13 protein-coding genes are annotated in these 12,723 nt (G+C 67.7%); 6 read left to right on the forward strand and 7 right to left on the reverse strand.

Going from position 1 to position 12,723, the window contains the following annotated elements; genetic code table 11:
• The first annotated feature begins 78 nt into the window (after positions 1-78).
• On the forward strand, positions 79-1,566 hold the full coding sequence (locus tag ACFXHE_RS32650) for an FAD-binding oxidoreductase (RefSeq protein WP_379388435.1): 1,488 nt from the start codon (positions 79-81) through the stop codon (positions 1,564-1,566).
• Positions 1,567-1,570: 4 nt separating this feature from the next.
• Here ACFXHE_RS32650 and ACFXHE_RS32655 read toward each other — a convergent pair whose 3' ends face one another.
• Complete coding sequence (locus ACFXHE_RS32655) at positions 1,571-2,317, reverse strand: S1 family peptidase (protein WP_379388437.1); 747 nt, start codon at positions 2,315-2,317, stop codon at positions 1,571-1,573.
• Positions 2,318-2,389: 72 nt separating this feature from the next.
• Here ACFXHE_RS32655 and ACFXHE_RS32660 point away from each other — a divergent pair, with 72 nt between their 5' ends.
• The 3 genes from ACFXHE_RS32660 (at position 2,390) to ACFXHE_RS32670 (ending at position 5,262) form a co-directional block, all read left to right on the forward strand.
• On the forward strand, positions 2,390-2,905 hold the full coding sequence (locus ACFXHE_RS32660; RefSeq protein ID WP_379388439.1) for a pyridoxamine 5'-phosphate oxidase family protein: 516 nt from the start codon (positions 2,390-2,392) through the stop codon (positions 2,903-2,905).
• 117 nt (positions 2,906-3,022) lie between these two features.
• Positions 3,023-3,748 (forward strand): helix-turn-helix domain-containing protein, encoded by a 726-nt coding sequence (locus ACFXHE_RS32665; RefSeq protein WP_379388520.1) that lies wholly within the window; start codon positions 3,023-3,025, stop codon positions 3,746-3,748.
• 62 nt (positions 3,749-3,810) lie between these two features.
• Positions 3,811-5,262: a DUF222 domain-containing protein gene (locus ACFXHE_RS32670; protein WP_379388441.1), complete on the forward strand. Its 1,452-nt coding sequence runs from the start codon at positions 3,811-3,813 to the stop codon at positions 5,260-5,262.
• Positions 5,263-5,581: 319 nt separating this feature from the next.
• Here the strand turns inward: ACFXHE_RS32670 and ACFXHE_RS32675 are convergent, their stop codons facing one another.
• The 4 genes from ACFXHE_RS32675 to ACFXHE_RS32690 form a co-directional block, all read right to left on the reverse strand.
• On the reverse strand, positions 5,582-5,740 hold the full coding sequence (locus ACFXHE_RS32675) for a hypothetical protein (RefSeq protein WP_379388443.1): 159 nt from the start codon (positions 5,738-5,740) through the stop codon (positions 5,582-5,584).
• 664 nt (positions 5,741-6,404) lie between these two features.
• Positions 6,405-6,797 (reverse strand): VOC family protein, encoded by a 393-nt coding sequence (locus ACFXHE_RS32680; RefSeq protein ID WP_379388444.1) that lies wholly within the window; start codon positions 6,795-6,797, stop codon positions 6,405-6,407.
• A 51-nt stretch (positions 6,798-6,848) separates the two neighbouring features.
• Positions 6,849-7,658, reverse strand: a complete 810-nt coding sequence (locus tag ACFXHE_RS32685) for a hypothetical protein (protein ID WP_379388446.1) — start codon at positions 7,656-7,658, stop codon at positions 6,849-6,851.
• 22 nt (positions 7,659-7,680) lie between these two features.
• On the reverse strand, positions 7,681-8,505 hold the full coding sequence (locus tag ACFXHE_RS32690) for a DUF3097 domain-containing protein (RefSeq protein ID WP_379388448.1): 825 nt from the start codon (positions 8,503-8,505) through the stop codon (positions 7,681-7,683).
• 128 nt (positions 8,506-8,633) lie between these two features.
• On the opposite strand from ACFXHE_RS32690, the gene ACFXHE_RS32695 reads away from it, so the two are divergent.
• Together ACFXHE_RS32695 and ACFXHE_RS32700 are read left to right on the forward strand one after the other, a co-directional pair.
• Positions 8,634-9,065 (forward strand): NfeD family protein, encoded by a 432-nt coding sequence (locus tag ACFXHE_RS32695; protein WP_379388450.1) that lies wholly within the window; start codon positions 8,634-8,636, stop codon positions 9,063-9,065.
• Positions 9,065-10,312 carry an SPFH domain-containing protein gene (locus tag ACFXHE_RS32700; protein WP_379388451.1) on the forward strand — a complete coding sequence of 416 codons (1,248 nt, stop codon included), beginning with the start codon at positions 9,065-9,067 and terminating at the stop codon, positions 10,310-10,312. The genes ACFXHE_RS32695 and ACFXHE_RS32700 overlap by 1 nt, the downstream gene beginning before the upstream one ends.
• A gap of 100 nt (positions 10,313-10,412) precedes the next feature.
• Here the strand turns inward: ACFXHE_RS32700 and ACFXHE_RS32705 are convergent, their stop codons facing one another.
• Positions 10,413-11,351, reverse strand: a complete 939-nt coding sequence (locus tag ACFXHE_RS32705; protein WP_379388452.1) for a TauD/TfdA dioxygenase family protein — start codon at positions 11,349-11,351, stop codon at positions 10,413-10,415.
• Positions 11,352-11,369: 18 nt separating this feature from the next.
• A complete protein-coding gene (locus ACFXHE_RS32710; RefSeq protein WP_379388453.1) occupies positions 11,370-12,716 on the reverse strand; it encodes an LLM class flavin-dependent oxidoreductase in 1,347 nt (448 codons plus the stop codon).
• Positions 12,717-12,723 lie beyond the last annotated feature (7 nt).

Genomic DNA, 12,723 nt, shown 5'->3' on the forward strand with positions numbered 1-12,723 from the left:
ACGGTCGCGATAACCGACCGTTGAATGGTTCGTGTGTGTCCGGCGGGCCCGGCACACCCTCGGGGGAGGGACGCCGTCGTGGCGATCAATCGGCGAAATCTGTTGCGGGCGGCCGGACTCGGCGCGAGCCTGGCCGCACTCGGGTCGGCGACCGGCTGCGTGCCGGAGGTGCCTGCCGCGCGACCGCCTGCCGGACAGGTGGATTGGGTCGCGCTACGGCAGCGCTTGAGCGGGACACTGAATCTGCCGTCCGACTCCGGTTATGCGACGGCGAAACTGGCCTACAACCCCGCGTTCGACACCCGGCAGCCCGCGGCAATCGCGCAGTGCGCCACGGCTTCCGATGTGCAGGCCTGCGTCGATGCCGCCGTGAGCGCGAAGATCCCGGTGGCGGCACGCAGCGGCGGGCACAGCTACGGCGGCTACTCGACACCCGACAACGGCCTGGTCGTGGATCTGGGCGGGATGAGCGGGGTCGAGGTGAAAGCGGACGGCACCGCGGTCATCGGTGCGGGCACGCGGCTGATGGATGTGTACTCCGCGCTGGCCCAGGCGGGCCGCTGCCTCCCGGCCGGGTCCTGCCCGACGGTCGGAATCGCCGGGCTGACGCTCGGCGGCGGGGTCGGCGTGCTGGCCGGGAAGTACGGATTGACGTGCGACAACCTGGTTTCGGCGCAGGTCGTCACCGCGGACGGCACAGTGCGGACCGCCTCGGCGACCTCGGAACCGGATCTGTTCTGGGCGCTGCGCGGTGGCGGTGGCGGCAACTTCGGCATCGTGACCTCGTTCACCTTCCAGACGGTGGCGGCACCGCAGTTGGCGGTCTTCCAGGTCCGCTTTCCGGCCGGATCGCTGACCGACGTGCTGGGCGCCTGGCAGACCTTCACCGCGTCGGCTCCCGACGAATTCTGGTCCACCCTCGGCATTTCCGCCGGGAGCCCGCCGACGTGCCGGATCAATGGCTGCTACGTCGGATCCGAGAGCGAGATGAACGGTCTTCTCGACAAACTGGTGGCAGCCACCAAGACCCAACCGTTCAACAGGTATTCGCTGACCAAGGACTACCTATCGGCAATGATGTATTTCGGCGGGTGCGCAAATTATTCGGTGGACCAGTGCCGGCCGAATTGGAATGGCGGGGGAGTGTTGGGTCGCGAGTCGTTCACGGCCTCCTCTCGAGTACTGACCAAACCGCTTTCCGACCCGAGTCGGTTGACGGCACTGCTCACCGGACGGGAAGGGATGGATATTCTGCTGGACAGTCTCTCCGGGGCTCCCTCGCGAATCGGCGGGAAGGACACGGCTTTTCCGTATCGCGGCGCACTCGCGACCGCCCAGATCTATGTCGGCACCACCACATCGGATGCGCGGAACGCCGTGAACGAGGTACGGGATCAGCTCGGCGACCTGACCGGGAACACGGCATTCGTCAACTACATCGACCCCGACCTATCGAATTGGGGCAGCGCCTACTACGGCGACAACGCGTCTCGTCTGCACGGCATCGCCGAGCACTACGACCCCAATGGCGTTTTTACCTTCGACCAGTCGGCGCAGAAGGCCTGACGGCTCAGAACGATGCGGGCAGCCGAGCGTAGACGGTCGGAGAGCCGGCCAGGGCCGTCCCGCGCGCCCACGAGGTGATGCCGACCAGCTTGCCGTCGACGAGCAGCGGTCCGCCGCTGTCGAATTCGGCGGTGTCGGCCTCGGTGGAGCCTGCGCACACCATCTCGGTGGCATCGAAGACGCCGGGGTAGTCGGCGGCGCAGTCGGCGTCGGAGACCAGTGGGACGGTGGCGCGCCGAAGCACGGTGTTGAACAGGTCGTTTTCGGAGGTGCCGCCCCAGCCGAGCACGGTCGCGCTGCCGCCCTGCGGCGCGGCGATCGGCACGGTGGGCCGGTGCTGCGGGGTCGCGAGGCTCAGGATTGCGAGGTCGTGGTGGTAGACGTCGACGCCGTCGACCGTGGCGGTGCGGAAGTCGGGGTGGAAGTGAACATCAGTGACGCTCACGGTGGTTCCGTCGTGCGCGGTCAGGTCGCTGCGATCGAAGGTGACCGTCAGCGCCTGCGGCAGCAGCTGGGCGATCGCCACACAGTGGGCAGAGGTGAGCACCTGGTCGGGCGCGATGAGCGCGCCGCCGCAGAACTGGCCGGAGGCGCGGGGGAAGAACAGCGGGGTGCCTATGGCGGCGAGCCAGGGATAGTCGCCGGCCTGGGCTTCGGTGCCGCCGACCACGGCGTTCGCCGGGAGCGTGGCGGGGAGGACACAGCCGATGAGCGCCGCGGCGAGTACGACGATCCGGCGGGAGATCGACACCCAGCCATTCAAACAGAAATCGCAGAGTTTCGACGAGCGGAAGTGTCGGTCCCCAGGGGTACGGTCGCGAACATGACCTCCTGGACCGAGTTCGCTGCCGCCGCACCCCGCATCTCGACCATCTTCACCCGTCGTCACGCCGCCACCGGCAACCTGTGCATGCTCGCGACCCTCCGCAAGGATGGCTTCCCGCGCATCAGCCCGCTCGAACCGCGCATCTTCGAGGGCGAGCTATGGCTGGTCGGCATGCCGGGGACGAAGAAGTTCGCGGATCTCGCCCGCGACCCACGCTTCTGCCTGCACACGGCGACTGTGGACACACAGGTCAGCGATGGCGACGTGAAGATCTTCGGCACCGTGCACGATGTCCGGGATCCCGCGCTGCACCGGCGCTGGGCCGACGACCTGTTCGCCGAGAGCGGGTTCGACCTGCGCGGCCGCAAGTTCGAGCCGTTCTACGCCGTCGACATCACGGGGGCGTCGTCGGTCGAGATCGTGGACGGGCGCATGGAGGTGACGGCCTGGAAGCCGGGGCAGTCCGAGCACGTGGTCGAGGTCTCCGATGCAGCGGAACCCGCGATGACATAGCGTGCAATATTGCATCGAGTGCAAACAAGCAAACGATGCAAGTGTGCACGAGGTGCTGAACAAGGGTGTGTTTGAGCGCTTTTCGGGGTCGGGATGCGGTGAGGAGTGGGTGTGGTGATGGAAATCCACCCGCCGCGGGGCTATCGGGAGCGCCGGTCGGGGGTCAGCGGCGCGGTGGTGTGGACTCGCGAGGGTGTCGTGGACACGGATCTGCCCGTACTGCCGGACGGCAGCATGGATCTGCTGTGGATCGCCGGGCGACTCTCGGTGGCGGGCCCGGACACCCGCGCTTACCGCCCGCCGCCGGGATTCGCCGACCGGATCACGGGGATCCGCTTCTTCCCCGGCACGGCCCCGGCTCTGCTCGGGCTGCCCGCGCACGAACTACGCGACGCCAGAGCTGATCTCGCCGACCTTTGGTCGCCGGCAGACGTCCGCCGCGCCTCCGAGCTGATCGCCAAGGCACCGAATCCGGCGGTCGGTCTCGAGGCCATTGCACGCTGGCGTGCGAGCAAGACCGATGCCGCGGATCCGATGGTGCGATTCATTGTGACCGCGTTGGGCTCGGGGATGTCGGTGTCGGCGACGGCCGAAGAATTGGGGACGGGTCCCCGGCGGCTGCATCGACTCTCCTTGGCGGCCTTCGGGTATGGGCCGAAGACCCTGGGTCGGGTGTTGAGGATGCAGCGGGCGCTGGCGCTGGCGCGAGGTGGGATCGGGCTTGCGGAGGTTGCCGCATTAGCGGGATACGCCGATCAAGCGCATTTGACTCGGGATATTCGAGAGTTTTCGGACATGTCACCCGGGCAGTTACTTGGATTAGTGGAAATGCCCTCGGTCTGAATTTCCTTATATCACATGGTAATTCGCTCCTTATTGGCATGTGGCGGCGGTAGAATTAATGCATGGACTCGAAGGGGGAAACACTCGACACGTGCGGTATCGCCGAATTGGCGACCGCCGTCGAAACCCTGTCGAATTCCGTCCTGCACGGCAACTTGAACCCGTTCTCCGACGGTGATGTCGTGGAGCTGATGCAGCGCCTGGAAACCTGCAAACGCCAACTGTCGGCACTGGATTCACACCTGATCATCGAAGCCTGCAACCGCTCACTGCCCGAAGGTAGTGGGGCAAAAGACGTGGTGCCGTTCCTGCGGCAGACCTTGGGCCTGTCGAGGTACGACGCATCGGTGCGAGTGAAGATCACCCGCCAGTGCGGTGAGTTCTTCGAACCCACCGGACACCTGCGCCCGGCCACCTTGGCTGCGACCGCCGAAGCCTTTGAGGCAGGCGACATCTCGCGCGATCACGTCCGCAACATCATCGACGTCATGCACCACCTGCCCGCCGACATCCCCGCCGAGACGCGCGTCGAGGCCGAGCACATCCTGGTCGGCCATTCCCGTGTCGGGTGGCCCGATGACCTGCCCAAGATCGGCCGCGACATCCTCGCTCGTGTCGCCCCCGACGGCAAGGTCGTCTCCGACACCGACCGCCGTCGCCGCCGCGGCCTGATCCTCGGCCGCCCCGGGGTGGATGGCATGTCGTGGATCGAGGGCTGGATCACCCCCGAACTGCGGGCCCTGCTCGATGCCGTCTTCGCGAAGCTGGCGCGTCCGGGTATGTGCAACATCGACGACGCCGACAGCGTTGCCGCCACGGCCAAGGTCGTCGATTCGACAGTGTTGGAGGCGGCCGCCCGTCGCGACCGTCGTGATGCCGGTCAACGCACCCACGACGCGCTGTTCGCGCTGCTGCAGCCCGGTGTCGACCCCGCCAAGCTCGGCTCCCACCGCGGTCTGCCGGTGCAGGCCATCCTGACCATGAACCTCGCCGACCTCGAGCGTGGGGCCGGGGTCGCGACCACCGCCTCCGGCGGCCACGTGAGCATCAACGAGGCCCTCAAGATGGCCGAGGTCACCCGCCCGGTGCTGGCCGTCCTCGACGCCGACGGGTTGCCGCTGTACCTGGGTCGCTGCGAACGCCTGGCCACCCCTGCCCAACGGTTGGCGTTGATCGCCCGCGACAAGGGCTGTACCCGCCCGGGATGCGATGCGCCCGCGAGTATGTGCGCGGTGCACCACATCACCGACTGGGCCAAGGGCGGCCCCACGGATCTGACCAATCTGACCTTGGTGTGCGATCACTGCCATGCGCTGGTCAATGACAGTGCCGAGGGTTGGAGAACCGTTGTCATGGGCAAGGATTCCCCGTATCGGGGCCGTACCGGTTGGATTGCCCCGAAACGTCTTGACCCGACCGGCACGGCGCGGGTGAACGATCGGCATCACGTGGGGCAGCAGGTCGCCACTGCGATCGATTCCAGTTGCCGGAGGTGGGGTTCACGGGCGGCGTGATTCCCGGCTGCTCGTGTGCTGCTGGTGTGCGCAGGGACGGGGAGGTGTGGTCACCTCGCCTGCCATCCCGGACTTGGGCTGACGCCGGGTTGGGAGCCGTCTTCCGCCGATCCCGGCCCAGGGACTGCACGCATCACCTTTTACAGACAAACCCGCCGCTAACTACCCACCAGTCACCGAACCACTCACGGCCACAGTGATATTCCCGCCATCGCGATTGTCGCGGCCCATCTCCACCACACCCACCTCCGCGGCCGAGGGTCGGACTGCAGTCACTACCGCGACCGCGATCACCAGCGACCACCCCGCTTCCGCTGGCTCAGCGGCTCTCGCCGATCACGAACGCCCGCGCCGACATTCCTGCCACTGCCGCCCCGGCCGCTACCGCCACCGTCGCCCGGATCGTCAGCGCCGCCGCGGTTGCCGCAGCCATCGCCACCAGACCCACCTCCGCGACCGAGAGTCCGAGCCCGGTCACTACCGCGACCGCGATCGCCAGCGACCACCCCGCCCGCGCTGGCTCGCCGGTTCTTGCCGATCACGAACGCCCGCGCCGACATTTCCGTCACTGCCATTCCGACCGCTACCGCCGCCGTCGCCCGGATCGTCAGCGCCGCCGCGGTTGCCACCTCGGCCACTACCGTTATCGCTGCCCGACCCGCTAGCGCATTCGGCACCTGCGACTGTCGTCACTGCGACGGCCGCCGTCATCTCCACCGCTTCACAGACGACCGCCGCCGGGGAATCGCGTTCGAATCGACAGACCACATCTTCGCGGCCCGACGTCTCGGAGTCCTGCCAACTGGCCAGCACTCGAACCCGACGCTGAAGCCCATCGAGCCGGTGACCTCATCTCGGGCAGCACGCACCATTTCCGGCCTGGCCGCCCCTTTCCTCACCGCACTGCCGCCGGTCGGAAGGTCGGTCCCCGGCCTCCCAGCCGATCGGCACTGTCCCTCCAAGGCGCAAGCCATCACGTGGCGACCCCAGCCCCGTGATCTGAGGGATTGCCTCCTGCAGTAACCCCACATGCGGCTTCAAAGGTGAGGGGGCTGTAGGTGGAGGCGCGGACGTGAGCCCGGCCTCATCCCTTCTCAAGGCGTCTCTTGATCTTTTGTCTTTCGTCGTTGGGCCTTGCCGCTTTACGCGAGGGCGGCGTAGAGGTCGACGCTATTCCCGTCGGGGTCGAGGACTGTGGCGTACCGCTGGCCCCAGAACGCATCGAAGGGCTTGAGCTCGGCTCGGTAGCCTGCGTCGACCAGCTCTTCGAACTTCTGGTCCACCCCGGCGGGTGAGCCGCAGTCGCACGCGAGGCCGAGTCGCCCGGCCCCGGGTACTGCCTTCCAGTCCGGATGGAATGACCGGACTGTCTCCTCGGTGTCGAGCATCAGCTTGATACCGCCGCCCAGGTCGGCGTCCACGTGCGGCTGCTGCTCGGAGCCGTCGGCGAACTCCACGCCCAGACGCCGATAGAACTCCAGCGACGCACCCATGTCCGACACCACGATCCCGATCACATTCAGTCGAATAGCCATACCCGAACGGTATGCGTCCCCATCGCGATCGGTCTTGAAGAAATCGGACAGTCAGCGGGCGTGGATCGCGGCCAGGCGTGCGGCCCGGATCGCGTTCCAGAGTGGTCGGAGCAGGGCCTCCTGTGCGGCCACGGCGGTCGCGGAGGTCGGGGCCGAGGCTGGTTCGCGTTCGGCGACGGTGAGGATCGCGGCCACCTGGTCGGCGGTGTCGAGGATCCGCCGGGCGCGTAGGGGCATCGAATCGGGGTACTTGTGTTTGGTATGTCCGGCCAGTTCGGCTTCGACGAGTTCGCGAGGCCCGACTCCGCCGGACCCGAGCCTGGTGGTTTGGAGCTGCTGGAGTGCGTCGGCGGCGTCGCGGACCGCCTCCCGCATGGTGTATTCGGCTTCGCCCAGCGGCATTTCGGGTGCGAGCGCGAAGGGGATCGGTGCCGAGTAGACCCGCCATTGCAGTGCGTCGTCGTCGGTCCAGACCGGGACCAGCCCGGTACCGGTCGATCCGGCCGTCCCGATCAGAATGCCTTCCTCGGCTTCGGTTGCGGCGGTGGTGAATTCGGTGCCGAGGGGGAGTCCGCGCACGTCTCCGGGGATCGGCAGCACCAGCCGCAGCTGCGCCTCGGGCCCGTCGACCGCTTCCCGGATGACCTTGAGCAGCACCATGATTCCCGCCCCGGCCACTGCCGCGGGCTCGTCGTCGGACGCCCACGGTAATCCGGTGCGCCCGCCGGTCACGGGATCCCCGGCGGCCACCGTCTGCTGGGGAGCCCAGGCACGCAGCGCGTCCAGCACGTCGTCGGGGGCGCTGCGCCCGGCCAGCCAGGCGCCGGCCCAGACCGTCAGCGATGCACTCGGGGAACTCATGCATTCGAGGATAACTGGCGGGCTACTCCTGCTCAGTGATGAAATCGATCAGTCGTTCGACCGCGCCGATGAGCGGGGTCTCCAGATCGCGGTAGGAGTTGACCGCGTTGTAGACGCGCCGCCACCCCTCCTGCGGCGTGCCCCAGCGTAGCCGCTGGCAGATGCCGGTTTTCCAGTCCTCGCCGCGCGGGACATCGGGCCAGGCGGGGATGCCGACGGCCTGCGGGCGGACGGCCTGCCACACGTCGATGTAGGGGTGACCGGTGACGAGGACGTGCGCGCCCAGGCCCTGGGTCAGGCCGGATTCCTTGGAGCCGGTGACCAAATGGTCGACCAGGACCCCGACGCGCCGGGTCGGTCCGGGCTGGAATTCGGCGAGTTTGGCGCCGAGATGGTCGAGGCCCTCGAGCTGTTCGACCACCACGCCCTCTACCCGGAGGTCGTGTCCCCACACCCGCTCGACCAGTGCGGCGTCGTGCACACCCTCCACCCAGATGCGGCTGGCCTTCGCGACGCGCGCCTTCAGCCCTTCGACGCGGGTCGATCCCGAGGCGGATCGGGTGGGCTGCGTGGGTGCGGACGCGGTGGGCTTCACGAGTGTCACGGGCTGCCCGTCGATCAGAAACGCGGCTTCCCGCAGGGCGAACAGCCGGACCCGCCCACTGCGATCCTCGAGTTTGACGAACTCGCCGTCGTAGCTGCGATCGAAACCCACTACGGCGCCGCAGAATCCGGTGGCCGCGTCCTCGGCGACGAGGTCGCGTTCGGCGACCACGCGGGGCACTTCCCGTTTCTGCTTGCGCGCGTGCCCGGAGAAGATGTCGCCGTACCGTTGGTGCCCACTCACCGCGTCGAGGTTACCGGCGGTGAGCGGGAATCCCCCTCGCGCCGCGCCCATTCCGATATGTCCGCTAGAAAGCGCGGAGTGATCACGAATACCGGCCGTAACCCGCGATTACGGTTACTGTTGGTGACGTGGCCGCAATAGTTTGGCTGGTCGCGGGGATCCTGCTCGCGGCGGCCGAGATGCTCACGGGCAGTCTCGTGCTGATCATGCTGGGTGTTGCCGCGCTCATCACTGCGGGCGCCAACGAGCTCACCGGCTCGTCGGTACTCATCGACGCGGTGGTGTTCGGTGTCTCGTCGATTGCCCTGCTCGTGCTGGTCCGCCCATTCCTGTTGCGGCGCTACGCGATTCCGCCGCCGCACCAGACCGGGGTGGACGCGTTGCCCGGCAAGACCGCGAAGGTGCTCGAAACGGTCGACGAGCACGGCGGTCGCGTGAAGCTCGGTGGCGAGGTGTGGAGCGCGCGTCCCTATGACGCCGCGGAGTCCTATCCCGTCGGTTCGACCGTGTACATCATGAGGATCGACGGCGCCCACGCCGTCGTCATGAAAGGGCCGTGATGGCTGTACTGATAGTCGCCGTCGTACTCATCCTGCTGGTCGTGGTGGTGGTCTTCAAATCGGTGGCCCTGGTGCCGCAGGCCGAGGCCGCCGTGATCGAGCGGCTGGGCCGGTATTCGCGGACGGTGTCCGGGCAGCTGACCTTCCTGGTGCCGTTCGCCGATCGGGTGCGCGCCAAGGTGGATCTGCGCGAGCGGGTGGTGTCGTTCCCGCCGCAGCCGGTAATCACCCAGGACAACCTGACCGTGCAGATCGACTCGGTGGTCTACTTCCAGGTCACCAGTCCGCAGGCCGCGGTCTACGAGATCTCCAATTACATTGCGGCCGTGGAACAGTTGACGATCACCACGCTGCGCAACGTGGTCGGCGGCATGACCCTCGAAGAGACCCTGACCTCCCGCGACCAGATCAACACCCAGCTGCGCGGGGTGCTCGACGAGGCCACCGGCCGCTGGGGTCTGCGGGTGTCGCGCGTCGAGCTGAAGGCCATCGATCCGCCGCCGTCGATTCAGGAATCGATGGAGAAGCAGATGAAGGCCGACCGTGAGAAGCGCGCCATCATCCTCACCGCGGAAGGTCAGCGGGAGGCGTCGATCAAGACGGCAGAGGGCCAGAAGCAGGCGCAGATCCTCGCGGCCGAAGGCTCCAAGCAGTCGGCCATCCTCTCCGCCGAGGGCGAGCGGCAGTCTCGCATCCTGCGCGCGCAGGGTGAGCGGGCCGCCGCCTACCTGCAGGCGCAGGGCCAGGCCAAGGCCATCGAGAAGGTGTTCGCCGCCATCAAGAACGGCAAGCCGACCCCCGAGCTGCTGGCGTACCAGTACATGCAGACCCTGCCGCAGGTCGCCAAGGGCGACGCCAACAAGGTGTGGCTGGTGCCCAGCGATTTCGGCAAGGCCCTCGAGGGCTTCGCGCGCGGCTTCGGCAAGCAGGGTGAGGACGGCGTGTTCCGGTACGAGCCGTCCGAGGACGGTGCGGCCGCGGAAGCGCCCGAGAACGATGCCGACGAGGTGGCCGACTGGTTCGACACCGCCACGGACCCGGCCACCCAGCGGGCCGTCCGGGCGGCCGAGGCGGATGCGCGGGCACCGGTCGAGCCGGTCGGTTTGCCGCAGACCTCGACACGGCCGAATCTTGAACAGCGTCCGCCCCAGCCGCAGCAGCAGCCGGTGCAGCCGCAGTACCGTCAGGAGCCCCCGGACCAGCGCTGGCAGAACCCGCCTCCGCCGCCGCGTCCGCTGGGCCGCTGACGGTCCCGGGTTATCGAACACAGATCGAATCAGGAACTGAGCGGGGCCCTCTCGACACTGCCGAGAGGGCCCCGCTGATTCCGTGCCGAGCGCCGCGGGATCAGTTCTGCGAGCCGCCGAAGTGCTCACCCGCGATGGAACGCGAGGGCTCGCCGTCGACGCCGACCGGCACGTCGCCCTCCAGGGTCGTGCGGTAGAGCACGCGGGTCACGTCCAGGTGGGTGAGGTCGCCGGGTGCGAGGTGCGCGGTGGCCCGGTTGTCCCAGAACGCGACACTGCCCTTCTCCCAACGGAATCGGACCGTGTACGCCGGATCGGAGATTTCGGCGTAGAGCAGCTCCAGCAGCGCGTCGCTCTGGCGCGGGCTGAGGCCGACGATGCGGGTGGTGAAACCCGGGTTCACGAACAGCACGCGTTCGCCGGTCACCGGATGCACCCGCACCACCGGGTGTTCGGTGATCAGCGGTGCGGCCGCGACAAGCTTGGCGTAGTCACTCTCCGCGTCCCAGGCGGGCAGCTTGCCGCCGAATCGGTGCTCGGCGCGCAGTCCGTCGAGGAAGGACTTGAGCGAATCCGGCAGGCCCGCGTAGGCGGCGGCGAGGTTGGTCCACTGGGTGTCGCCGCCCCGCTCGGGCGCGATCTCGGCCCGCAGCAGCGAGGCCGCCGGCGGGTTGATGAGCGGCGAGACGTCGGTGTGCCAGTGGTTGGTGTAGCTGAATTTCTTCTTCCCGAACCGCTTTTCGTACAGGCGGCTGTCGACGGCGAGGATCTCCGGGTACTCGGTGGGCACGTCGTCGTCGTACGGGTGTGAGGGCGTGACCGCGCCGAATCGCCGGGAGAAGGCGATCTGTTCGGCGTGCCCGATGTGCTGATCCCGGAAGAACAGCACCTTGTATTCGTGCAGCGCGGCGGTGAGTACCGCGATCTGCTCGTCGGTGAAGTCGTCGCGCAGGTCGATGCCGGTGATCTCGGCGCCGATATGCCCGGCGACGGGTCCGATGCGGAAGGTGCCGACCGGGTTCTCGGTTGTGGTGGTCATGTGCGTTCCTTTCAGATGTCAGGCGGTCGCCTGGGTACGAGCGGGGGCGAACTGGCTTTCCACGGGCGCGAGTCCGTAGTGGCCGCGCAGGGTCGGGGCGGTGTAGTCGGTGCGGAACAGGCCGCGCTCCTGCAGGATCGGGACCACGCGGTCGACGAAGTCCTCGAGCCCGCCGGGCAGGTAGGGCGGCATGATGTTGAAGCCGTCGGCCGCGCCCTGGTCGAACCAGGACTGGAGTTCGTCGGCGATCTGTTCGGGCGTGCCGGCGAAGGTGCGGTGGCCGCGGCCGCCGCCGAGTTTGCCGATGAGCTGGCGGACGGTCAGGTCCTCCTTCTCGGCGAGCTCCTTGACGAGGGTGAATCTGCTCTTGCCGCCTTGGATGTCGCTCTCCTGCGGCAAGGGCGGCAGCGGTGCGTCGAGGGCGTGCTCGGTGAGGTCGACGCCGAGCAGGGTGGAGAGTTGCCGCAGCGCGTAGTCGGGGGAGATGAGGTCGGTGAATTCCTGTTCGAGTGCGCGGGCCTCGGCCTCGGTGTCGGCGATGAAGGGGACCAGGCCGGGCAGGACCTTGAGGTCGTCGGCGGCGCGGCCGTATTTGGGCAGCCGGGACTTCAGGTCCCGGTAGAACTTCTGCCCCTCCTCGATGGTGCGCTGCGCGGTGAACACCGCTTCGGCGTGGCGGGCGGCGAATTCCTTTCCGCTCTCCGAGGATCCGGCCTGCACCAGCAGCGGGCGGCCCTGAGGGCTGCGAGGCGAATTCAGCGGACCACGGACCTGGAAGCGTTCGCCACGGTAGTCGAGAGTGTGAACCTTGTCGGGGTCGGCGAAGATGCCGGTCTCCGGGTCGAGCACGATGGCGTCGGATTCCCAGCTGTCCCAGAGCCGTACCGCCAGGTCGACGAATTCGTCGGCGCGCTCGTAGCGGCGGGCGTGCTCGGGGATGGCGTCGTAGCCGAAGTTGAACGCCTCGTCCTCGCTACCCGAGGTGACGATGTTCCAGCCGGCCCGGCCGCCGCTGATGTGGTCGAGGGACGCGAATTTCCGTGCCAGGTTGAAGGGTTCGTTGTAGGTGGTGGAGGCGGTCGCGATCAATCCGACGTGCTCGGTGACGGCGGCGATGGCAGCGAGCAGGGTGATCGGCTCGAAGACGGAGAGCGCGTTGCGTTTGATCCGGGGTCCGACGGCCAGCCCGTCGGCGAAGAACACCGAGTCGAGCCTGCCGCGTTCGGCGATGCGACCCAGTTCCTGGAAGTGCTTCACATCCAGGACCCGATGCTCCTCGGTGCGCGGATGCCGCCAGGCGGCCTCGTGGTGGCCGACGCCCATGAGGAAGGCGTTCAGGTGGAAGGTCTTGCGTGCGTTGGACATAGAAGAG

It is taken from the genome of Nocardia sp. NPDC059229 (assembly GCF_042754165.1).
GTDB lineage: Bacteria > Actinomycetota > Actinomycetes > Mycobacteriales > Mycobacteriaceae > Nocardia.

What these genes read in the sequence shown, in the direction of transcription:
- ACFXHE_RS32660 (WP_379388439.1), top strand. Translation starts at nt 2,390, where the DNA reads ATGACCTCCTGGACCGAGTTCGCTGCCGCCGCACCCCGCATCTCGACC.
- ACFXHE_RS32665 (WP_379388520.1), top strand. Translation starts at nt 3,023, where the DNA reads ATGGAAATCCACCCGCCGCGGGGCTATCGGGAGCGCCGGTCGGGGGTC.
- ACFXHE_RS32670 (WP_379388441.1), top strand. Translation starts at nt 3,811, where the DNA reads ATGGACTCGAAGGGGGAAACACTCGACACGTGCGGTATCGCCGAATTG.
- ACFXHE_RS32680 (WP_379388444.1), bottom strand. Translation starts at nt 6,797, where the DNA reads ATGGCTATTCGACTGAATGTGATCGGGATCGTGGTGTCGGACATGGGT.
- ACFXHE_RS32685 (WP_379388446.1), bottom strand. Translation starts at nt 7,658, where the DNA reads ATGAGTTCCCCGAGTGCATCGCTGACGGTCTGGGCCGGCGCCTGGCTG.
- ACFXHE_RS32700 (WP_379388451.1), top strand. Translation starts at nt 9,065, where the DNA reads ATGGCTGTACTGATAGTCGCCGTCGTACTCATCCTGCTGGTCGTGGTG.
- ACFXHE_RS32705 (WP_379388452.1), bottom strand. Translation starts at nt 11,351, where the DNA reads ATGACCACCACAACCGAGAACCCGGTCGGCACCTTCCGCATCGGACCC.
- ACFXHE_RS32710 (WP_379388453.1), bottom strand. Translation starts at nt 12,716, where the DNA reads ATGTCCAACGCACGCAAGACCTTCCACCTGAACGCCTTCCTCATGGGC.